The 20,861-nt window shown below is 68.4% G+C and carries 19 protein-coding genes; all 19 read left to right on the forward strand.

Features of this window, described 5'->3' with window-relative positions:
- Positions 1 to 2 precede the first annotated feature (2 nt).
- The 19 genes from AC07NY_RS15340 (at position 3) to AC07NY_RS15430 (ending at position 20,828) form a co-directional block, all read left to right on the forward strand.
- Positions 3 to 413, forward strand: coding sequence for a phage major tail protein, TP901-1 family (locus AC07NY_RS15340; RefSeq protein WP_494584540.1), 411 nt, complete (start codon positions 3 to 5; stop codon positions 411 to 413).
- 10 nt (positions 414 to 423) lie between these two features.
- A complete protein-coding gene (locus tag AC07NY_RS15345; RefSeq protein WP_494584541.1) occupies positions 424 to 768 on the forward strand; it encodes a gene transfer agent family protein in 345 nt (114 codons plus the stop codon).
- On the forward strand, positions 765 to 965 hold the full coding sequence (locus tag AC07NY_RS15350; RefSeq protein WP_494584688.1) for a phage tail assembly chaperone: 201 nt from the start codon (positions 765 to 767) through the stop codon (positions 963 to 965). The genes AC07NY_RS15345 and AC07NY_RS15350 overlap by 4 nt, the downstream gene beginning before the upstream one ends.
- A gap of 36 nt (positions 966 to 1,001) precedes the next feature.
- Positions 1,002 to 1,598 (forward strand): phage tail tape measure protein, encoded by a 597-nt coding sequence (locus AC07NY_RS15355; protein WP_494584542.1) that lies wholly within the window; start codon positions 1,002 to 1,004, stop codon positions 1,596 to 1,598.
- Between the two features lie 12 nt (positions 1,599 to 1,610).
- Positions 1,611 to 2,249, forward strand: a complete 639-nt coding sequence (locus AC07NY_RS15360) for a phage distal tail protein, Rcc01695 family (RefSeq protein WP_494584543.1) — start codon at positions 1,611 to 1,613, stop codon at positions 2,247 to 2,249.
- A 9-nt stretch (positions 2,250 to 2,258) separates the two neighbouring features.
- Entirely contained in the window at positions 2,259 to 3,140 is an 882-nt protein-coding gene (locus AC07NY_RS15365) for a phage/gene transfer agent baseplate hub protein (protein WP_494584544.1), read from the forward strand.
- Entirely contained in the window at positions 3,137 to 3,568 is a 432-nt protein-coding gene (locus AC07NY_RS15370; protein WP_494584545.1) for an NlpC/P60 family protein, read from the forward strand. Before AC07NY_RS15365 ends, AC07NY_RS15370 begins: the two co-directional genes overlap by 4 nt.
- Positions 3,568 to 7,488, forward strand: a complete 3,921-nt coding sequence (locus tag AC07NY_RS15375) for a baseplate multidomain protein megatron (RefSeq protein ID WP_494584546.1) — start codon at positions 3,568 to 3,570, stop codon at positions 7,486 to 7,488. The genes AC07NY_RS15370 and AC07NY_RS15375 overlap by 1 nt, the downstream gene beginning before the upstream one ends.
- A 63-nt stretch (positions 7,489 to 7,551) precedes the next feature.
- On the forward strand, positions 7,552 to 7,875 hold the full coding sequence (locus tag AC07NY_RS15380; protein WP_492284025.1) for a PepSY domain-containing protein: 324 nt from the start codon (positions 7,552 to 7,554) through the stop codon (positions 7,873 to 7,875).
- A gap of 37 nt (positions 7,876 to 7,912) precedes the next feature.
- Entirely contained in the window at positions 7,913 to 8,581 is a 669-nt protein-coding gene (locus AC07NY_RS15385; protein ID WP_257734675.1) for a response regulator transcription factor, read from the forward strand.
- Between the two features lie 9 nt (positions 8,582 to 8,590).
- Complete coding sequence (locus AC07NY_RS15390; protein ID WP_494584547.1) at positions 8,591 to 9,970, forward strand: ATP-binding protein; 1,380 nt, start codon at positions 8,591 to 8,593, stop codon at positions 9,968 to 9,970.
- A 67-nt stretch (positions 9,971 to 10,037) separates the two neighbouring features.
- Complete coding sequence (gene ccmI / locus AC07NY_RS15395; RefSeq protein ID WP_494584548.1) at positions 10,038 to 11,141, forward strand: c-type cytochrome biogenesis protein CcmI; 1,104 nt, start codon at positions 10,038 to 10,040, stop codon at positions 11,139 to 11,141.
- Positions 11,138 to 11,653: a cytochrome c maturation protein CcmE gene (gene ccmE / locus AC07NY_RS15400; protein WP_494584549.1), complete on the forward strand. Its 516-nt coding sequence runs from the start codon at positions 11,138 to 11,140 to the stop codon at positions 11,651 to 11,653. Before ccmI ends, ccmE begins: the two co-directional genes overlap by 4 nt.
- Before the next feature lie 7 nt (positions 11,654 to 11,660).
- Positions 11,661 to 13,637, forward strand: a complete 1,977-nt coding sequence (locus tag AC07NY_RS15405; RefSeq protein WP_494584550.1) for a heme lyase CcmF/NrfE family subunit — start codon at positions 11,661 to 11,663, stop codon at positions 13,635 to 13,637.
- A 5-nt stretch (positions 13,638 to 13,642) separates the two neighbouring features.
- Positions 13,643 to 14,113 carry a cytochrome c-type biogenesis protein gene (locus AC07NY_RS15410; protein ID WP_494584551.1) on the forward strand — a complete coding sequence of 157 codons (471 nt, stop codon included), beginning with the start codon at positions 13,643 to 13,645 and terminating at the stop codon, positions 14,111 to 14,113.
- Between the two features lie 225 nt (positions 14,114 to 14,338).
- Positions 14,339 to 15,511 carry a trypsin-like peptidase domain-containing protein gene (locus tag AC07NY_RS15415; protein WP_494584552.1) on the forward strand — a complete coding sequence of 391 codons (1,173 nt, stop codon included), beginning with the start codon at positions 14,339 to 14,341 and terminating at the stop codon, positions 15,509 to 15,511.
- A gap of 173 nt (positions 15,512 to 15,684) precedes the next feature.
- A complete protein-coding gene (locus AC07NY_RS15420) occupies positions 15,685 to 16,368 on the forward strand; it encodes a winged helix-turn-helix domain-containing protein (RefSeq protein WP_336809421.1) in 684 nt (227 codons plus the stop codon).
- Positions 16,352 to 17,854, forward strand: a complete 1,503-nt coding sequence (locus tag AC07NY_RS15425; protein ID WP_494584553.1) for a sensor histidine kinase — start codon at positions 16,352 to 16,354, stop codon at positions 17,852 to 17,854. The genes AC07NY_RS15420 and AC07NY_RS15425 overlap by 17 nt, the downstream gene beginning before the upstream one ends.
- Positions 17,855 to 17,870: 16 nt before the next feature.
- Positions 17,871 to 20,828 (forward strand): bifunctional [glutamine synthetase] adenylyltransferase/[glutamine synthetase]-adenylyl-L-tyrosine phosphorylase, encoded by a 2,958-nt coding sequence (locus AC07NY_RS15430; RefSeq protein ID WP_494584554.1) that lies wholly within the window; start codon positions 17,871 to 17,873, stop codon positions 20,826 to 20,828.
- Positions 20,829 to 20,861: the final 33 nt, after the last annotated feature.

Consider the following 20,861-nt stretch of genomic DNA (forward strand, 5'->3'; position numbering starts at 1 on the left):
GCATGGCGGCACAGAAGGGCAAGGACCTGCTGCTCAAGGCGGGGGATGGTGCCGGCGGCTTCGTCACGGTCGCCGGCCTGAGGGCGCGGCAGATCGCTTTCAACGCCGAGACCGTCGACGTGACGCATTCGGAATCGGCCGGGCGCTGGCGCGAATTGCTGGCGGGGGCCGGCGTGCGCCGCGCCAGCATCAGCGGCGCCGGCATCTTCAAGGACGAGGCCTCCGATGCGCTCGTCCGGCAGAGCTTCTTCGACGGGCTGATCCGGGATTGGCAGATCGTCGTGCCTGATTTCGGCACGATTTCCGGGCCGTTCCAGCTCACGGGCCTGGAGTACCGCGGCGACCATGCCGGCGAGGTCACCTTCGACCTGTCGCTGGAATCCGCCGGGCTCCTGGCCTTCGCGGCGCTCTGAGGAGGCGGTCATGGTCAATCGTCATCGCGGCGAGACCGCGCTCATGGTCTCCGGCGAAACCCTGCCGATGCGCCTGACCCTCGGCGCGCTCGCCGAGCTCGAGCAGGCCTTCGCCGTCGACAGCCTTCCCGCGCTGGGCGAGCGCTTCGTCGAGGGCAGACTGTCTGCCCGCGATATCATCCGCATCATCGCAGCGGGCCTGCGCGGAGCGGGCAGGGCGATCCGCGACGAGGATGTCGCGGAGCTCTCCTTCGATGGCGGCCTGAGCGGCGCGATCAAGGCGGCGATCGCGCTGCTCGAGGCGACTTTCGGCGAGGGGGGGGACGCGGCCCGCCCTCAGCAGCCGCCGGCATAGGCGCGTCGGCGGCTTTCCCCTGGGACGAGGTGATGGCCTTCGGGCTCGGCCGGCTGGCCTGGCCGCCTGATCGCTTCTGGGCCGCGACGCCGCGCGAGATCGCGGCGGCGTTGCGGGCGCATCAGGACCTCTCCCGAAGCTCCGCCCCGGAGCGCCCGGCGCTCGCGGCGCTGATGGACGCCTTTCCCGACGCCTGAGGCGGCAATTCCAACCACCATAGCGAGAGAGTGGCCATGACGGATGATGACGGTATCGAGTCGGGAGGGCGCCTCTCGGACCTGAGGGCGATGGACCGGTTGACCCAATCGCTGAGCCGCTCCTCCGAGAGCTTCGGCAAGTCGATCGTCAGCGCCTTCTCGCGCGGCGTCGTCGAAGGCAAGCGCTTCGAGGATGTGCTGCGCAGCGTCGGCCGCTCGATGACCGACAGCCTGCTCAAGACCGCGCTGAAGCCGCTGCAGACCGGCCTGTCGAGTTTGTTGAGCACGGGCGTCAAGAGTCTGACGGGCCTCTTCGGAGGTCTCGGCTTCGGCGGCTCCGGCGGAACGGTGCCGATCGCTCCCTTCGCCGAGGGCGGCATCGTCGCCTCGCCCTCTTATTTTCCGACCGGGCGCGGGCTCGGCCTGATGGGCGAGCGCGGCGCCGAGGCGATCATGCCGCTCGCCCGCGGTCCGGACGGGCGCCTCGGCGTGCGTGCGGGTAGCGGGCAGGGGCGGCCGCTCAGCGTCGTGGTGCAGGTCTCGACTCCCGATGCCGACAGCTTCCGCCGTTCGGAGGCGCAGGTCTCCGCGGCGATAGCCCGCGCCGTTGCGCGCGGGCGACGGGCTCTTTGAGGGAGGGGAGGCATGCCGGATTTCCATGAGGTCCGCTTTCCGCTCGATGTCGCGCGCGGCGCGCGGGGCGGGCCGGAGCGCCAGACCCAGATCGTGACGCTCGCTTCCGGGCGCGAAGTTCGAAACAGCCGCTGGGCGCATTCGCGGCGCCGTTACGATGCCGGACTCGGCATCCGCAATCTCGATGCGCTGGCGGCCGTGGTGAGCTTCTTCGAGGAGCGTCGCGGCCGGCTCCATGGTTTTCGCTGGCGCGATCAGCTCGACTGGAAGAGTTGCCCGCCCTCGCAGCAGCCGGCCGCGACCGACCAGGTCATCGGGGTCGGTGACGGTGTCGTCGCCGCCTTTCAGCTCTGCAAGGCCTATGGCTCCGGCGCGTCCGCCTATAGCCGCGAGATCACCAAGCCCTGCGCCGGCACGGTCCGGGTCGCCATGGATGGCGTCGAGCTCGCGGGCAGTGCCTTCTCCTGCAACCTCTCGACCGGGCAGGTCACTTTCGCCGTCGGGTCGATCCCGCCGCCGGCTGCCGTCCTGACCGCCGGCTTCGCCTTCGACGTGCCCGTCCGCTTCGACACCGACGCGATCGAGGTCGATCTCTCCGCCTTTGCGGCCGGCGAGATCCCGCGCGTCCCCGTCGTCGAGATCATCCCGTGAGGCCCGCTCATGCGTGACATTCCCTCAGGTCTCGCCGCCCATATCGAGACGGCTGCGACCACACTCTGCCATTGCTGGAGCCTGACGCGCCGCGACGGGCTCGTGCTCGGCTTCACCGATCACGACCGCAAGCTGTCCTTCGATGGGATCGATTTCGCCGCGACGACCGGTCTCGAAGCGGCTGAGAGCGCGGCCGAGCTCGGCTTCGCCATCGGCGGCGGCGAGGTTGCGGGTGCATTCGCTGCCTTCGGGCTGAACGAAGCCGATCTGGCGCGCGGGCTCTACGATGATGCGCGCGTTCGCGTCTGGCTGGTGAACTGGGCGGATCCCGGTCAGCGCGTGCTGCTGGAGGAAGGCTTCGTCGGCGAGATCAAGCGCGGCGAAGCGAGCTTCATCGCCGAAATCCGCAGCTTCGCGAAGGCTTTCGACGAGGAGCGCGGCCGGCTCTATATGCGTTCCTGCTCGGCCGATCTCGGCGATGCGCGCTGTGGGCTCTCGCTTGTCGCGGCGGAAGCGGTGGTCGTCGAAAGCGATAGCCGCCTCTCGCTCTCGGCTGAAGGCATGGCGTCCTATCCTGACGGCCATTTCACCAGTGGCCGGTTTATCTTCACCAGCGGTGCCAACGCGGGCTTTGCCACCGAGGTGAAGCGGCACGGCCGCGAGGGCGCGCAGGCACTGTTCCAGCTCTGGCAAGCGCCGGCTGCGCCGATCGCCCCCGGCGACGGCTTCCGGGTGACGCCGGGCTGCGACAAGAGCTTCGCGACCTGCCGCGCCAAATTCGCCAACGGCGTCAATTTTCGCGGTTTCCCCCATATGCCGACGACGGATTTCATCATCGGCGGCGTCCGGCCCGGCGATGGCGCGCTCGACGGCGGGAGCCTGTTCCGATGACGCGCGACGAAATCGTCGATGCCGCGCGGCTTTGGCTCGGCACGCCCTATCACCATCAGGCTTCGCTGCGCGGCGTCGGCTGCGATTGCCTCGGGCTGGTACGCGGCGTCTGGCGCGACCTCTGCGGCGACGAGCCGGAAACGCCGCCACCCTATTCGCCGAGCTGGGCCGAAAGCCTGCGGCAGGAGACGCTCGCCTTGGCTGCCGAGCGCCACCTGCAACCGCTCGCCCTTACGGGAGCGCAACGCGGCGACGTGCTGCTGTTTCGTTGGCGCGAGCATCTGCCGGCCAAGCATTGCGCGATCCTGGCAAGCCCGGATCGCATCATCCATGCCCATGACGGCGCGGCCGTCGCCGAGGTCGCGTTCACGCCCTGGTGGCGGCGCCATCTCAGCCACGCCTTTTCCTTCCCCGGAGTGACCGACTGATGGCGACGCTTCTTCTCCAGGTTGCTGGCGCAGCTCTCGGCACGGCCCTGGGCGGGCCGGTCGGCGGCGCGATTGGTCAGGCGCTCGGCGGCCTCGCCGGTGCCAGCATCGACCAGGCCTGGCTCGGCGGCTCGGGCGGGAACAAGATCGTCGATGGTCCGCGCCTCAAGGAGGTCAATGGCCTCGCCGCGACGGAGGGCGCGGCGATCCCGCGCCTCTACGGCCGCGCGCGGCTTGGCGGGCAACTGATCTGGGCGACGCGCTTCGAGGAGGAGGTCACGGTCTCGATCACGCGCACCAAGAGCGGCGGCAAGGGCGGCAGCCGTGCGAAGAAGACCTTCGAGACGACCTATAGCTACCATGCCAATCTCGCGATCGGGCTGTGCGAGGGGCCGATCGCCTTCATCCGGCGCATCTGGGTCGATGGGCGCGAACTTGATGTCCAGACCGTGCAGATGCGCGTCCATCACGGGTATGAGACGCAGGAGCCCGACCCGCTGATCGCAGCGAAGGAGGCGGGCGAGGCGCCGGCCTATCGCGGGCTCGCCTATGTCGTATTAGAGCGCTTTCCGCTGGCCGATTACGGCAACCGCGTGCCGCAGTTCGACTTCGAGGTCGTGCGCGCTGTCGATGGGCTGGGCGGCATGATCCGGGCGGTGGCGCTGACGCCCGGCGCCGGTGAATTCGTCTATGACGTCCGCCCGGTCAGCCATGAGTCCGCGCCCGGCGTCACCGAAAGCCTGACGCGCCACCAGCTCTATGGCGGCAGCGACGCCGATACCGCGCTCGGTCATCTCATGGCGCTCTGCCCGAATCTGCGCCGCGTCTCGTTGGTCGTGTCCTGGTTCGGCGACGATCTGCGTGTCGGGTCCTGCAGCGTCGCCCCCCGCGTCGAGATCCCGCACAAGCCGACGGTCGGGGCGGAATGGTCGGTCGCCGGGCTGTCGCGGTCCTCGGCCCGTGTCGTCAGCCAGATCGGCGGCAGGCCTGCGTTCGGGGGCACGCCCTCGGACGAGAGCATCGTCGCGCTGATCCGGCGCCTGCGTGTCGATTACGGTCTGGAGGTCGTGCTTTACCCCTTCCTGATGATGGATATCCCGGCCGGGAACACGCTGCCCGACCCCTATTCGGATGCGGCGAGCCAGCCGCGCTATCCCTGGCGGGGCCGCATCACCTGCGATCCGGCGCTGGGCGAGCCGGGAAGCCCGGAAGGCGGCGCGGCCGTCGCGGCGCAGGTCGCGTCCTTCGTCGGCACGGTTGTTCCCGCCGATATGGCCGCCGCGGGCTCGAACGTGACCTGCGCCAAACCGGATGAATGGTCCCATCGCCGGCTCGTGATGCATTGCGCCGCGTTGGCTCAGGCTGCTGGCGGCGTCGAGGGCTTCGTCATCGGTTCCGAGATGATGGGGTTGACGCATCTGCGCGGCGCGGCCGGTTATCCGATGGTCGACGCGCTCGTGGCTATCGCACAGGACGTCAAGGCCATGCTGCCCGGCGCCACCCTGACCTATGCTGCCGACTGGACCGAATATGGCGCGGATGTCCGCGGCGGCGGCGATAGCATCGATTTCCCCCTCGATCCGCTCTGGGCCTCGCCCGCCATCGGCGCGATCGGCGTCGATTTCTATCCGCCGCTCTCGGACTGGCGTGATTCCGGCAGCCACGCCGATGCTGCGGTCGCGCGGGGGCCGGCCGATCTGGCTCACCTGCGCCAGCGCCTGACCGCCGGCGAAGCCTATGATTGGTACTACGCCGACGAGGACGGCCGCGCCGCACAGACGCGCCTGCCGATCGCCGACGGCGCCTACGGCAAGCCTTGGACCTTCCGGCCGAAGGATCTCTCGGGGTGGTGGAGCCAGGCCCATATCCGTCGCGCCGGCGGCATCGAGACGACGGCAACTCCGTTCGTGCCGGGCGCAAAGCCGATCTGGCTGACCGAGATCGGCATTCCCGCCGTCGACAAGGGCGCCAATGCGCCCAACATGTTCCCCGATCCGAAATCGGACGAGGGCGGCTACCCGCCGTTTTCCAGCGGCGCGCGCGACGACCTTGTTCAGGCGCGGGGGCTGGAAGCCATCATCTCCGGCTTCGATCCGGCCCGGGTCGGCTTCGACGCTGCGCGCAATCCGATCCATCCGGTCAGCGGTATCCGCATGGTCGATCCCAACCGGATCTTCGTGTGGAACTGGGACACGCGGCCTTTCCCAGCCTTTCCCGACCTCTCCGGGATCTGGGCCGACGGAGCGAATTTCGAGACGGGCCATTGGCTGAACGGCCGCTTGGAAGGCACGCCGGTCGACCGGCTCGTCGCGAACCTGCTCGCCGATTTCGGATTGCCTGTGGCTGACCGGATCGTGGTCGACGGCTTCGTGGATGGCTATGTGCTGGACCGTCCGCTATCGGCCCGGCAGGCCCTTGAACCGCTGGCCCAGAGCTTCGGCTTCGACGCGATCATGAGCGCAGGCGCTCTGCGTTTCGAGGGCAGGGGCGGCAAGGTCTCGCGCCTGCTGGGCACGGATGATCTCGTTCCCGATCGCGATGGCGAACCCTTCACGTTCAGGCGCAACCAGGAAACCGAGCTGCCGCTCGAACTGCGCCTTGGCTTCAGCGACAGCGAGGCAGACTACCGCAACGCCGCCGCGCGTTCGCGCCGCCTGGCGGGCGCGGCTCGGCGCGAAGTCTCCGTCGAAACCGCGATCGTGACCCGCTCCGCCGAAGGCCGGCGTCTCGCGGACCAGCGCCTGCAGGAAGCCTGGGCTGGGCGCGAAAGCCTCGAATGCGAGCTGTCTCCACGCTGCATCGCGATCGAGCCCGGGGATGTCCTGTCCGTCCCGGTCGAGTCGGGCAGCCGCCTGTTTCGTGTGACCCGCATCGCCGACGGGCCAACGCGGCGGGTGAGCGCTCGCGCCGTCGAGCCGGCGATCTATGTTTCGACGGGAACCAGCGGTGGCACGCGCCCGCCGCGAACGCCTCCGGCGTTGCCCGGACGCCCATTGGCCGTGCCGCTCGCCCTGCCGATCGTCACCGTGCAGCCGCCGCCCTTGCTGTCGCTGGCGGCTTTCGCTGCCCCCTGGCCCGGCGCTCTGGCGATCTGGCGGGCCGACGAGGCAGGCCTGTTCGATCTCGACGGTTTCGTCGAGGCGCCCTCGATCGTCGGCGAGACCCTCACGGCGCTGCCTCAGGGACCGCTCTGGCGAACGGACCGTCGTGCCGTGCTGGAGGTCAGGTTGCGCGGTGGCGTGCTCTCCTCCGTCTCGCCGGAGGCCGCGTTGGCGGGCGCGAATGCTCTGGCCCTGCTTGGAGCGGACGGCGCTGTCGAGATCGTCACGGCTGCGCAGGTCGAGTTGATCGGGCCACAGCAGTTTCGCCTGTCGGGATTGATTCGCGGAATCGGCGGCAGCGAGGCTGCGGCGGCGCGCACCCTTCCGGCCGGCGCTCGCGTCGTCGTGTTCGATGGCGCGGCCGTCTCGTTGACGGCAGACTTGGCCGATCTCGGGCGGACGCGGCGTTATCGCGTCGGGCCTGTCCGTGACGATGTCGGCGATGCCACGATGGTGGAGTTCACGGTCCCGATCGCCGGGGAGGCGCTCGTGCCGCTATCGCCAGTCCGGCCCAAGGCGGCGAGGACGGGTGCAGGCATCGTCATCGACTGGTTGAGGCGGACGCGAATCGACGGCGATTCCTGGGATCTGGTGGAGGTGCCTCTCGGAGAGGAGGGAGAGCGTTACGAACTCGGCGTGCTCGACGGCGAGGCTTTGCTTCGTACCGAAATCGTGAACGCGCCGGAATGGACCTATCCCGCTGCGCAGGAACTCGCCGATTTCGGCTCGCAGCAGCAGGAGATCGCGCTCTCGCTCCGCCAGCTCAGCGCCACGGTCGGCCGCGGGAGCGAATGGCGTGGACGAGTATCGATACGCTGATCTACTGTGAGTTGTGAACGAGGCGATGCATTCATGGCGCATTCACGCGGATGGGATTAGCCCATGTCGATGATGCCGGTCGAACCGATCCTTGCTTTTGCGCTTATCGCCTCCTCGCCGATGCCGGTGATCCGCGTCGACGATGCGACGCCGATCTCCTGCCTGTCTTCCGAAGAGACCCGCGACGCGGTCGCCGAAGGGCGCGTCATGCAGCCGGCGGAAGCCTCGCGCCATGCCCGCCACGCCGCCCCTGGCGAGGTCGTTCGCATCAGACTCTGTCGACAGGGCGAGGATTTCGTCTATGTCGTGACGACGCTGAAGCGCGACGGCCGCGTCGCGCGGGTCACGCTGGAAGGACAATCCGGCAAGATCGCCACCATCCGCTGACAGCCGTTGCGGCTTCCCCAACTGGAGCGACCCTACCGTGAGATTGCTCGTCGTCGAGGACGACAAGGACCTCAACCGCCAGATCGTGACTGCGCTTGAGAATGCCGGCTATGCCGTCGACAAGGCTTTTGACGGCGAGGAAGGCCTCTATCTCGGCGAGGCCGAGCCTTATGATGCGGTGATTCTCGACCTCGGCCTGCCAAAGGTCGATGGCGTCGCCGTGCTGCAGGGCTGGCGCCGGGCCGGCAAGACCATGCCGGTGCTGATCCTGACCGCGCGCGACCGCTGGAGCGACAAGGTCTCGGGCTTCGATGCCGGCGCCGACGACTATGTCGTGAAGCCCTTCCATATCGAGGAACTGCTGGCGCGCGTCCGGGCGTTGCTGCGACGCGCGGCGGGTCACGCGACCTCGGAGCTGGTCTGCGGCCCCGTCCGGCTCGACACTCGCGCGAGCCGCGTCGTCGTCGACGGCAATCCGGTGAAGCTGACCTCGCACGAGTACCGCCTGCTCTCCTACCTGATGCACCATCAGGGCCGGGTGGTGTCGCGAACCGAGCTGGTTGAGCATCTCTACGATCAGGATTTCGACCGCGATTCCAACACGATCGAGGTCTTCGTCGGGCGCCTGCGCAAGAAGCTCGGCGTCGACATCATCGAGACCGTCCGAGGCCTCGGCTACATCGCCGCCGCCCCGGAAAAGGTCTGATCGCGGGCGATGCCGCTCAAATCCCATCGCTATTCGCTGGGAACGCGGCTGTTCTTCTCCGCGGCCGTCTGCTGCGTGCTGATCCTCGTACTGGCCGGTGTCGGCCTGACCACCTTCTACCGCCGTTCGGCCGAGCGCGGTTTCGACGAGCGGCTCTCGGTCTACATCAAGCAGCTGGTCGCGGACCTCGCCGCGCCGCCCGAGACTGAGCGCCAGACGATCGGCGATCTCGGCGAGCCGCGCTTCGACCTGCCGCTGACCGGCTGGTACTGGCAGATCACAAGGCTGGACGGCGAGCGGCCGAATGTCCGCGCCTCACGTTCCCTCGTCGGTGGACAGCTCCCCAAGCTGCTCGATCAGCCGATCGTGCCGAACAGCCGCGGGCTACGCGAAAGCTATGTCTCCGGTCCGGACGACCGGCTCCTGCGCATCCTGGAGCGCGAGATCGATGTGGGCGAGGATGGGCGCTTCACTGTTGCCGTTGCGGCCCCCGCCGACGAGATCGAGGGGGACATCCGGGATTTCCGCTTCGCGCTGGCGATGACCTTCCTGCTGCTTGGCATCGCCCTGGTCGCATCGACATTGGTGCAGGTCCGCTTCGGTCTGCGCCCGCTGGTGCGCCTGCGCTCTGCCGTCGGCGCCGTTCGGACGGGTGAGAACCCGCGCATCGTCGGGCAATATCCGCCCGATCTCGCACCGCTCGCCAGCGAGCTCAACCAGCTCATCGACGCCAATCACGAAATCCTCGACCGCGCCCGCACGCAGGTCGGCAACCTCGCGCATGCACTGAAGACGCCGCTCAGCGTGATGATGAACGAGGCCGACACGAGCGGCGACGGCCAGTTGCCTCAAACCGTCCGCGCGCAGGCCGCGATCATGCGCGACCAGGTCCAGTACTATCTCGACCGGGCGCGGGCCGCGGCGCTTTCAGGCGCGCTCGGCGGCGTGACCGAAATCCCCCCCTCTCTCGATGCGCTTCTGCGGACCTTCACCAAGATATCGCAGGGTAAGGGCATCTCCGGTTCGCACACGATCGCACCCGGCCTACGCTTCCGCGGCGAGAAGCAAGATCTGGAGGAGATGCTCGGCAATCTCCTCGACAACGCCTTCAAATGGGCCTCTTCCACCGTCGAGGTCTCGCTTGCGGACGAGAAGGCACCTGACACCGAGCGGATCGCGCTGCTGATCGACGATGATGGCCCCGGTCTGCCGGAGGGCGCCATGGCCGAAGTCCTGAAGCGAGGTCGCCGGCTCGACGAGACCACGCCGGGATCGGGGCTCGGCCTCTCCATCGTCGTCGACATCGCCAAGCTTTATGGCGGTGGGCTCACCCTGCATCGCTCGCCACTGGGCGGATTGAGGGCGCGGCTTGAGCTGCCTTCGGTTTAGAAGAATTCTTTGCCGCGTGACCCTTTGTCACCATGAACCCGGGCGGACGATTGGCTAAGAACGCCGCATGATGATCTGGGCCATCTTTGCAGCCATGACGGGAGCGGCGATCTTCGCCTTGCTCCGGCCGCTCAGTCATGGCCGGACGGAAGGGTTCGGCGATACGGCCGATGCCCGCAGCCTCTATCGCGCCCAGCTCAAGGAGATCGACCGCGATCTCGCACGCAAGCTGATCGGCGAGGACGACGCGCAAGCCGCCCGTACCGAAGCCGCCCGCCGGCTTCTGCGCGCCGCTGGCGACGAAACCGGAGCCGCGGGCGAAACCGAGCCGTCCCTGCGTCGCCGCCGGGCAAGTTCGGCCTTGATGCTCTCGGTCGTGCCTTTGCTCGCCCTCCTGATCTACGGGCTCTACGGCTCGCCGAACCTGCCTGACCAGCCGCTGGCGGCGCGGCTGGAAAAGGCCGGCCCGCAGCAGGATTTCGCGATCATCCTCGCGCGCATGGAGGCCCATCTCGCGGCCAATCCGGGCGATGCCAAGGGCTGGTCGCTGCTCGCGCCGATCTATCTCCGCCAGGGCCGCTACGATGAGGCCGCGAAAGCCTTTGCCGCGGCCGCCCGCTTCGGCAAGCCCGATGCCGATCTGCTGGCAGGGCTCGGCGAGGCCCGCATCATGGAAGCCGGCGGCGTCGTCACCGCCGCTGCGCGTGAAGCCTTCGCCGAGGCCGTCAAGCTCGATCCGAAAAGCCCGCGAGCCCGCTACTACCTCGCGCTTGCCAAGGAGCAGGACGGCGATGGCGAGGGCGCGCAGGCCGCTCTCACCCAGCTATTGGCCGAAGCCCCCTCCGATGCCGATTGGGCCGGCGCCGTGCGTGCCCGTTTGGAACGCATGCAGGCCGATGCCGGCCGCAAGGCGGTCGCAGCCCTTCCCGAAGCCGAGCGTCAGCAGGCGATCAAGGCGATGGTCGATGGGTTGGCCGAGCGCCTGAGTGCAGGCGGCGGCAGCCTGCCCGAATGGAGCCGCCTGATCCGCGCCCGCACCGTCCTCGGCGACAAGCCTGCGGCATTGCAGGCCGTAAAGACCGCGCGCGAACGCCTCGCCGAAGACAAGGACGCGCTTGCGGCCATCGACGCTCTCGCCGATGAATTGGCCTTGAAGGAGGCCGCGCCATGACGATTGCCCAGCCGACGCGGCCGCTCCCGGCGAAGCGCCGCTTCACCCGCAAGCAGCGCAGGCTGACGCTGATCGCGATGGCCGGTGCCGTGCTGTCCCTGGCCGCCGGCCTCGTCCTCTTCGCGATGCGCGACACCATCGTCTTCTTCTACGGCCCGACCGAGATCACCGAGAAGGGCGTGCTGCCGGGCACTCGTATGCGCCTGGGCGGGCTGGTCGAGGCCGGCTCGGTTCAGCGCAGCGACGGCAAGCGCGTTACCTTCGCGGTGACCGACGGCAAGACCTCGATCAGGGTCGGCTATGATGGCCTGCTGCCCGATCTCTTCCGGGAAGGGCAGGGCGTTGTCACCGAGGGCGTCTTCGAAGGCGCCGGGCGCTTCAAGGCGGACTCGGTGCTGGCGAAACATGACGAGACCTATATGCCGCGCGAAGTCGCCGACACGCTGAAGAAGCAGGGGCATTGGCAGCCGGGCGGTGCCGACTCTCCTGCCACTGCGCCGGCAAAGCCGTGAGCCTGATATGATCGTCGAGATTGGCCACTACGCGTTGGCACTCGCGCTCGGTGTCTCCGTGATCCAGGCGGTGGTGCCGTTCTGGGGCGTGTTCCGGCAGGATCGGACGCTGGCCTCGGTCGGCAGCAGCGCGGCGCTGGTTTCGTTCGCGCTGGTCGCCCTGTCCTTCGCGGCTCTGGTGACGTCCTATGTCCGTTCCGATTTCTCGGTCGGCAACGTCGTCGCCAATTCCCATTCGGCGCAGCCGCTGATCTACAAACTCACATCCGTCTGGGGCAACCACGAGGGCTCGATGCTGCTCTGGGTGCTCATCCTGACGCTGTTCGGGGCGCTCGTCGCATTGTCGCGCCGCTCGCTGCCGCCGCGCCTGCGGGCTGGGGCGCTCGCCGCGCAGGGGCTCGTGGCCGTCGCCTTCCTCGCCTTCACCCTGTTGACCTCGAACCCGTTCCAGCGCCTCTCGCCTGTGCCGGCCGAGGGGCAGGACCTCAACCCGATCCTGCAGGACCTCGGCCTCGCGATCCATCCGCCGCTGCTCTATGTCGGCTATGTCGGCTTCTCGATCACCTATGCCTTCGCCGTCGCGGCGCTGATCGACGGGCGCATCGACGCGATGTGGGCGCGCGCTGTCCGGCCCTGGACGCTGCTGGCCTGGATATTCCTGACGCTCGGCATCGCGATGGGCTCGTACTGGGCCTATTACGAGCTCGGCTGGGGCGGCTGGTGGTTCTGGGACCCGGTCGAGAACGCCTCCTTCATGCCCTGGCTCGTCGGCACGGCGCTGATCCACTCGACCGTGGTGATGGAGAAGCGCGACGCGCTGAAGGTCTGGACGATACTGCTGGCGATCCTGACCTTCTCGCTCTCGCTGCTGGGCACCTTCATCGTCCGCTCGGGCGTGCTGACCTCGGTCCATTCCTTTGCGACCGATCCGGCGCGCGGCCTCTTCATCCTCCTGATCCTGATCTTCTTCGTCGGCGGCTCGCTCGCGCTTTTCGCCTGGCGCGCGCCCCTGCTGCGGCAGGGCGGCCTGTTCGCGCCGGTCTCCCGGGAGAGCGCGCTCGTCGTCAATAACGTCTTCCTGGCCACGGCCTGCGCCACCGTCTTCGTCGGCACGCTCTATCCGCTGCTGCTGGAGATGGTGACCGGCGACAAGATTTCGGTCGGCCCGCCCTTCTACAACGCGACCTTCGTGCCGGTGATGGTGCCGCTGCTGCTGATCCTGCCGCTCGGCCAGTCGCTGGCCTGGAAGCGCGGCGACCTGCTCGGCGCGGCCCAGCGCAACGCCATGGCCTTCGGGATCGCCGTCTTGGCCGCTCTCGCGCTGCTCTTCTTCACGCGCGGCGGGCCGGTTCTGGCGCCGCTCGGCGTGGGCCTCGGCGTCTTCCTCGTCCTTGCCGCCGGTTTCGATCTCGGCGAGCGCATCATGATGCGCGCCAGCGGCTGGCGGGCGATGCTGTCGCGGGCGCGCGGCCTGCCGCGTTCGGCCTGGGGCACGGCTTTCGCCCATGCCGGCGTCGGCCTGAGCATCATCGGTATCGCCGCCCAGGCCTGGAGCACCGAGGCGATCACTGTCCTGAAGCCCGGCGAGCGCCTGACCAGTGGCCGTTACACCATCGTGCTGGAAGGCATGTCGCCGCGCACCGGCCCGAATTTCCGGTCCGAGGTCGCCAGCTTCCAAGTCTTCTCGGGCGATCGCGAGCTCGCGCCGGTCGAGGCCTCGAAGCGCGTCTATACGGCCCGCTCCATGCCGACAACCGAGGCCGGTATCCGCACGGACGGCCTGAGCCAGGCCTATGTCAGCCTCGGCGAAGCGCAGGATGGCGGCGTCGCGGTGCGTCTCTACGACAAGCCGTTGATCCTGCTGATCTGGATCGGCTCGCTCGTCATGGCGCTCGGCGGCGGGCTCTCGTTGACCGACCGGCGCTTCCGGCTGGCGACGCCGAAGCGCGCTGTGCCCGTGACCGCCCCGCAGCCGGCGGAGTGAGGGCGATGCGGCGGATCGCTTTCATCTTCGGGCTGATGCTGCTGGCGGCGCCTGCGGTGCAAGCCGTGCAGCCTGACGAGATCCTGCCCAACGCGGCGCTGGAGCAGCGGGCGCGCAACATCTCCGGCGGCCTGCGCTGCCTCGTCTGCCAGAACCAGTCGATCGACGATTCCGACGCGCCGCTCGCCCGCGACCTGCGCATCCTTGTCCGGGAGCGCATCGTCGCTGGTGACGACGACAAGGCCGTGGTCGATTTCGTCGTTGCCCGCTATGGCGATTTCGTCCTGCTGCGCCCGCCGCTCAACGCGCAGACACTGCTGCTCTGGGGTGCGCCGTTCCTCATCTTGCTTGCCGGTATAGCCTTCGTCTGGCGGCGCGGCCGGCAACGGATCGGCGAGGAGGTCGCTGCCACCGTGCCGCTGACCGATGAGGAGCGCAGCCGCATCGACAGGCTGCTCCGGGACGAGCAGGGCTAGCCACTACCGTCTTGCTCGGGCTTGACCCGAGAATCTCTCGCCGAAGGAGGCTGCGATGCTCTTCCGGCCTGAGATTCTCGGGTCAAGCCCGAGAATGACGCCTCGGCCCCGCGCCGCAACCTTACGAAAGCGTCATCTTCAGGCCAAAGCCGCGTAAGGCGGCGGGCATCATGGTCCTCGTCAAGAGCAGGGGAAAGAGCCCTGTGGCTCCACGAGGTTCAAATCATGACGACACAGAACGACACCCGTAAGTCCATCCTGAAGCGCGGCGCGCTTCTCGCCGGCACCGCCATCCTTGGCATCGGCCTCGCCGCAGGCATCGCCGACAGCGCCCTGATGCAGAACCACAATGCCATCGCGCAGCCGATCCAGCTCTCGGGCGCGCAGACGTCGCTGCCCTCCTTCGCCGACCTCGTCGAGAAGGTGAAGCCGGCCGTCGTCTCGGTCCGCGTCAAGACACAGGCCGCTGCTGCCGGCGACGAGCAGAATCTCGATGACCTGCCGCCGCAGCTGCGCCGCTTCTTCCGTGAGCGCGGCGAGGGCGCTGCTCCGAGCAAGCCGCAGCCGCGCCAGGGCATGGCCCAGGGCTCGGGCTTCTTCGTCAGCCAGGATGGCTACGTCGTGACCAACAACCACGTCGTCGAGAACGCCGTCGAGGTCCAGCTCGTCACCGACTCCGGCAAGACGCTGGATGCCAAGGTGGTCGGCACCGACCCGCGCACCGACCTGGCCCTGCTGAAGGTCAAGGATGCCGGCGACTACGCCTTCGTGCAGCTTGCCGACGGCAAGGCGCGCATCGGTGACTGGGTGCTGGCGATCGGCAATCCGTTCGGCCTCGGCGGCACGGTCACGGCCGGCATCGTCTCGGCGCAGGGCCGCGATATCGGCTCGGGTCCCTATGACGATTTCATCCAGATCGACGCGCCGATCAATCGCGGCAACTCGGGTGGCCCGACCTTCAACCAGAAGGGTGAGGTCGTCGGCGTCAACACCGCGATCTTCTCGCCTTCCGGTGGCAATGTCGGCATCGCCTTTGCGATCCCGGCCTCCACCGTCAAGCAGGTCGTGGAATCGCTGAAGAAGGACGGCACGGTGGCGCGCGGCTTCATCGGCGTGCAGATCCAGCCGGTCACGACCGAGATGGCCGACGCCATCGGCCTGAAGGACGCCAAGGGCGCGCTCGTCGCCGAGGCGCAGGGCAACGGCCCTGCCGCCAAGGCCGGCATCCGCCGCGGCGACACCATCACCGCTGTGAACGGCGAGGCGATCAAGGACGCTCGCGAGCTGTCGCGCAAGATCGCGACCTTCGCGCCGGGCGCCAAGGCCACGATCACGCTCTTCCGCGAAGGCAAGTCGCGGGACGTGACCTTCGAGGTCGGCCGCCAGCCGGCGGCCTGAACCGGAAGTGCATCGGGCTTCCCCGGAAAGCTGCCCTGCTTTCCGGTCCGATGCTGAGCAGGGTCCCTTCGGTTTCCTGTCGCCCCAGCCGAGGGACCTTGCCGTCGCGGCGGCAGGCCGGATGCGTATCATCCGGCCTGCCGTTCTCGCGTTTGATAGGCTAGGGTTGATCCATGCGACTCCTGATCGTCGAAGATGATGCCGAGGCTGCGGCCTACCTGACCAAGGCGTTCCGTGAGGTCGGCCATGTTGCCGACCATGCCGCGGACGGGCTGGAAGGCTATGCCATGGCCGAGGGCGGCGGTTATGACGTGCTGGTCATCGACCGGATGCTGCCGCGCCTCGACGGGCTCTCCCTGATCCGCTCGCTGCGCGAGCAGAAGGACGACACCCCCGCGCTGATCCTCTCGGCGCTCGCCCAGGTCGATGACCGGGTGAAGGGCCTGCGTGCCGGCGGCGACGATTATCTCCCCAAGCCCTATGCCTTCTCGGAGCTTCTGGCCCGTGTCGAGGTGCTGGCCCGCCGGCGCAGTGCGCCCGCCTCGGAGCCGACGACCTACCGCGTCGGTGAACTGGTGCTCGACCGGCTCGCCCATCGCGTCACCCGCGAGAGCCAGGAGATCGTGCTGCAGCCGCGCGAATTCAGGTTGCTCGAATACTTGATGAAGCATGCCGGCCAGGTCGTGACCCGCACCATGCTGCTGGAGAATGTCTGGGATTATCACTTCGATCCCCAGACCAATGTCATCGACGTGCATGTCAGCCGCCTGCGCGCCAAGGTCGACAAGGGCTTCGAGCAGCCGATGATCCACACCATCCGCGGCGCCGGATACATGGTCCGTGATAGCGCGCGCTGACGCCTCCCCGCATAAGCGCCAGCGCTTCCTGCCGACGCTGTTCCGCACGACCGCCTTCAAGCTGACGGCCGCCTATCTCGTCATCTTCGCGCTCTTTGCGGCGTTCGCACTCGGCTATGTCGCCTGGAACGCGCAGCGCCTGCTGACCGACCAGATCCGCTCGACCATCGATGCCGAGATCCAGGGACTGGCCGAGCAGCAGCGCCAGGGCGGCATCCGCCGTCTCGTCAACATCATCGAGCGCCGCTCGCGGGCGCCGGGCGCCTCGCTCTATCTCGTCACCACGCCGGTCGGCGAGCGCATCGCCGGCAATGTCGAGGCGATCCCGCCCGGCACGCTCGACCGCACCGGCGAGAGCGAGATCGAATATGCCCGCTCCAGCGAGGCCGTTGATACGCCGAGCCGCGCGCTCGTGCGGGTCTACATGCTGCCGGCCGGCTTTCGCCTTCTCGTCGGCCGCGACCTCGAGGAGCGTGACCGGCTCGGCATCGTTATCCGCCGTGCCGCCGGCTGGTCGCTGGCCTTGGTCTTCGTCCTCGGCTGCTTCGCCAGCTGGTTCGTGGCGCGCCGCGTGCTGAAGCGCATCGACGGCATGACCGAGACCGCGCATGGCATCATGGCGGGCGACCTGAAGGGCAGGCTCGCCATCACCGGCACGGGCGACGAGCTCGACCGGCTGGCGCTCAACCTCAACGCCATGCTCGACCGCATCGGCGAGTTGATGGCCGGCATGCAGCAGGTCACCGACAACATCGCCCATGACCTGAAGACGCCGCTGACACGCCTGCGCAACCGCGCCGAGGAGGCGCTGCGCACGGCCAAATCGCCGGATGAATTGCGGGCCGCGCTCGACGGCGCGATCGAGGAGGCGGACAACCTGATCCGCGTCTTCAACGCGCTCCTGATGATCGCGCGGCTGGAGGCCGGCCGCATCAGCGAGAACATCAGCGAACTCGACCTGTCCGAAGTGGTCTCAGGCCTCGCCGAGCTCTACGAGCCCCTCGCCGAGGAAGCAGGCCTGTCGCTCGCCTGCGCGGTCGAGCCGGGCCTGAAGGTGCATGGCAACCGCGAGCTGATCGGGCAGGCCCTGAACAACCTGATCGACAACGCCCTGAAATACGGCGCACCGGAGCTGGGCGGCGACGGCACGGTTACGGTCTCGGCCCGGCAGATCGGCGATCAGGTCGAGCTTTCTGTCGCCGATCGCGGCCCCGGCATCCCGGAGGCCGATCGCGGCCGCGTGCTCGATCGTTTCGTGCGTCTCGACGCCAGCCGCAGTAAGCCGGGCTTCGGCCTCGGCCTCTCGCTGGCAGCCGGCGTGGTGCGGCTCCATGGCGGCCAGATCAGGCTGGAGGACAATGCGCCGGGCCTGCGCGTCGTCATCCTCCTGCCGGCCGGCAGTCCGAAGCCTGTGGACACGCCGGCCCTCTCGGAGCCAGCCGCCTCGACAGCGGCGCCAAACCCTGCTGGCCTGCCCACCCACTAAGGCAGGACGATGAACAATGGCGGAACGGCTCTGTGACAGGCTCGAGGCTGCGCCGGTCCTGCCGGCGAAGGCCAAGGCCGAGGCGCTGCTGAAGCGCGAGCTGATCGAGCGGCTCCATGACGAGGAAGCGGCCGGGGCGCTGAGCGCGCATCTGGCGGAGCATCCGCGCAGCGCGGCGCTCGTTGCCGGCATCCTCGCCCATTCGCCCTTCCTGACGCAGATCATGCGGTTCGATCCGGCCGGGCTGCTTGCCGCCTTGACGGAAGCGCCGGAAGCCCGTCGCGACACGCTGCTCGGCGGCATCGCGGCCTTTGCTGCTGCTGGCTGCGAAACCGCGGACCTGATGCGGGAACTGCGCCGCTTCCGCCGCTCGATGGCGCTCCTGATCGCGTTGGCCGATATCGGCGGCGCCTGGGATGTCGAGACCGTGACGGCCGCTCTTACCGCGACTGCCGATACGGCGACGCAGCTCGCGACCAATCATGTCCTGCGCCAGGCGGCCGATCTCGGCCGGATCAATCTCGCCGATCCCGCCAATCCGGGTCTCGGCTCTGGCCTCGTCGTGCTGGCGCTCGGCAAGCACGGTGCCGGCGAGCTGAACTATTCCTCCGATATCGACATCGTCGTCTTCTTCGACCCTGAGGCCGCGGAAGCGGCCGGCGTCGGCGAGCCCACGAGCTTCTTCGTCAAGCTGACCCAGCAGATCGCGCGCATCATCCAGGAGCGCACGCCCGACGGCTATGTGTTCCGCGTCGATCTGCGCCTGCGGCCGGACCCCGCCTCGACCCATGTCGCGGTCTCGCTGCCCTCGGCCTATTCCTATTACGAGACGGTCGGCCAGAACTGGGAACGCGCCGCCATGATCAAGGCGCGGCCGATTGCGGGCGATATCGAGCTCGGCCGGCGCTTCCTGAAGGACCTCGCACCCTTCATCTGGCGCAAGTATTTCGACTTCGCGACCATCGCCGATATCCACGCGATGAAGCGCCAGATCCAGACCGTGAAGGGCCACGAGACCATCGCGGTCGCCGGCCATAACGTGAAGCTCGGCCGCGGCGGCATCCGCGAGATCGAGTTCTTCGTCCAGACCCAGCAGCTCGTCTTCGGCGGCCGCCGCCCGGCTTTGCGCGGCCCGCGCACGCTGGAGATGCTCGGCGAATTGACGACCGAAGGCTGGATCACCCCGCAGGCCCGCGACGAACTCTCCGAATCCTATCGCTGGCTGCGCACCATCGAGCATCGGCTGCAGATGCAGGCAGACGAGCAGACACAGACCCTGCCCAAGGCGGCAGGCGAGCTCGAAGCCTTCTCCCGCTTCTGCGGCTATCCCTCGACGGCCGCTTTCGGCAAGGCATTGACGGCCCATGCGAGGCGCGTCGAAGGGCACTACGCCTTGCTGTTCGAGGAAGGGCCGAGCCTCGCCTCCGAAGCGGGGACGCTGAGCTTCACCGGCTCGGAAGCCGATCCCGAGACGATCGAAACGCTGGGCAAGCTCGGCTTCCGCGACGGCGCGCTCGCCGCGGAGACCGTGCGCGGCTGGCATTTCGGCCGCCGCGCCGCCGTGACCAGCGCCCGTGCCCGCGAGGTGCTGACGGAGTTGACGCCGGCACTGCTCGTCGCGCTCGGCCGCACCGCCGATCCCGATGGCGCGCTCGCCCATCTCGACAACGCCTTCGTTCGCATGCCGGCCGCGGTCGAACTGCTGACGCTGCTGCGCTCTCACGATTCCCTGCTGACACTCTTCGCCGAGATTCTCGGCAGCGCGCCGCGTCTCGCCAAGGTCGCGGCGTTGCATCCGCATGTGCTCGATGGCGTCATCGACCCCGCCTTCGGGCAGGCGGTGCTCGATGTCGAAGCGCTGGAACGCCGCATCCGCAACTATGTCGGTTCCCCGCCGCCCAGCGTCGAGGATGGGCTCGACCGTCTGCGCGATGCGGCCCGGCAGGAGAATTTCCTGGTCGGCGCCCGCCTGCTCTCCGGCGTCTATCCGGCGCAAGGGGCAGGGCAGGCCTATTGCGCGGTGGCGGAAGCCTGCCTGCGCGTCGCCTTTGCCGATACGCGCCGGTCCTTCATCGAGGATCACGGAACCATCGAGGGCGCGGAGACGGTGGTGCTCGGCCTCGGCCGGCTCGGCGCGGGCGAGCTGACGCCCTCATCCGATCTCGACCTGATCCTGCTCTATGACCGACCGGAGGAGGCAGGATCGAGCGATGGCCCCAAGAGCCTCGATCCCGTCACCTGGCATGTCCGCTTCACCCAGCGCCTCGTCGCGGCGCTGACCGTGCCGACGCGGCGCGGCACGCTCTATCAGATCGACATGCGCCTGCGCCCGACCGGCAACAAGAGCCCGGCCGCGACCCAGTTCGCCGGCTTCGAGGCCTATCATTCCGGCGAGGCCGAGATCTGGGAGGAGATGGCGCTGACCCGCGCCCGCGTCGTCGCTGGCGATGCAGGCCTGGCGAAGCGGGCCGAGGCCTCGATCCGCGCAATCCTCTCGCGCAAGCGCGAGCCCGCCAAGGTCGCGGCGGCCGTCGCCGAGATGCGCGCGCTCATCGCCAAGGAGAAGGGCGAGAAGGACCCCTGGGACCTGAAGCTCGCCGCCGGCGGCATCACCGATCTCGATTTCCTCGCCCAGTTCCTCGTGCTGGCTTATGCCAGCGAGAACCCCGGCCTGATCGTCAACGACACGGCCTCGGTCTTCGCCGCGGCCAAGGCTGCCGGCCTGCTCTCGGATGGAGATGCCTCGGTCCTGCTCGAGGCGCATCGCCTGATCGGCGACGTCCAGCTCTGGCAGCGCTTCACGGTCGAGGAGGCCTTCGATCCCAAGGCCGTGCCGCCCCGGGTGCTGCGCCGGATCGCGACGGCGGTCGGCCGTCCGGATGCGAAGGTGCTGAAGGCGGAGCTCGACGAGGTCCGGGGAGCGGTGAGGGCGATCTTCACGCGCGTGCTGGGCGAAGCGCGGAAGGGGAGTTAGGCGTCATTCTCGGGCTTGACCCGAGAATCTTAG

Source organism: Allobosea sp. GW821-FHT09G06, from assembly GCF_059416005.1.

What these genes read in the sequence shown, in the direction of transcription:
- AC07NY_RS15340 (WP_494584540.1), top strand. Translation starts at nt 3, where the DNA reads ATGGCGGCACAGAAGGGCAAGGACCTGCTGCTCAAGGCGGGGGATGGT.
- AC07NY_RS15345 (WP_494584541.1), top strand. Translation starts at nt 424, where the DNA reads ATGGTCAATCGTCATCGCGGCGAGACCGCGCTCATGGTCTCCGGCGAA.
- AC07NY_RS15355 (WP_494584542.1), top strand. Translation starts at nt 1,002, where the DNA reads ATGACGGATGATGACGGTATCGAGTCGGGAGGGCGCCTCTCGGACCTG.
- AC07NY_RS15360 (WP_494584543.1), top strand. Translation starts at nt 1,611, where the DNA reads ATGCCGGATTTCCATGAGGTCCGCTTTCCGCTCGATGTCGCGCGCGGC.
- AC07NY_RS15365 (WP_494584544.1), top strand. Translation starts at nt 2,259, where the DNA reads ATGCGTGACATTCCCTCAGGTCTCGCCGCCCATATCGAGACGGCTGCG.
- AC07NY_RS15370 (WP_494584545.1), top strand. Translation starts at nt 3,137, where the DNA reads ATGACGCGCGACGAAATCGTCGATGCCGCGCGGCTTTGGCTCGGCACG.
- AC07NY_RS15375 (WP_494584546.1), top strand. Translation starts at nt 3,568, where the DNA reads ATGGCGACGCTTCTTCTCCAGGTTGCTGGCGCAGCTCTCGGCACGGCC.
- AC07NY_RS15380 (WP_492284025.1), top strand. Translation starts at nt 7,552, where the DNA reads ATGTCGATGATGCCGGTCGAACCGATCCTTGCTTTTGCGCTTATCGCC.
- AC07NY_RS15390 (WP_494584547.1), top strand. Translation starts at nt 8,591, where the DNA reads ATGCCGCTCAAATCCCATCGCTATTCGCTGGGAACGCGGCTGTTCTTC.
- ccmI (WP_494584548.1), top strand. Translation starts at nt 10,038, where the DNA reads ATGATGATCTGGGCCATCTTTGCAGCCATGACGGGAGCGGCGATCTTC.
- ccmE (WP_494584549.1), top strand. Translation starts at nt 11,138, where the DNA reads ATGACGATTGCCCAGCCGACGCGGCCGCTCCCGGCGAAGCGCCGCTTC.
- AC07NY_RS15405 (WP_494584550.1), top strand. Translation starts at nt 11,661, where the DNA reads ATGATCGTCGAGATTGGCCACTACGCGTTGGCACTCGCGCTCGGTGTC.
- AC07NY_RS15410 (WP_494584551.1), top strand. Translation starts at nt 13,643, where the DNA reads ATGCGGCGGATCGCTTTCATCTTCGGGCTGATGCTGCTGGCGGCGCCT.
- AC07NY_RS15415 (WP_494584552.1), top strand. Translation starts at nt 14,339, where the DNA reads ATGACGACACAGAACGACACCCGTAAGTCCATCCTGAAGCGCGGCGCG.
- AC07NY_RS15420 (WP_336809421.1), top strand. Translation starts at nt 15,685, where the DNA reads ATGCGACTCCTGATCGTCGAAGATGATGCCGAGGCTGCGGCCTACCTG.
- AC07NY_RS15430 (WP_494584554.1), top strand. Translation starts at nt 17,871, where the DNA reads ATGGCGGAACGGCTCTGTGACAGGCTCGAGGCTGCGCCGGTCCTGCCG.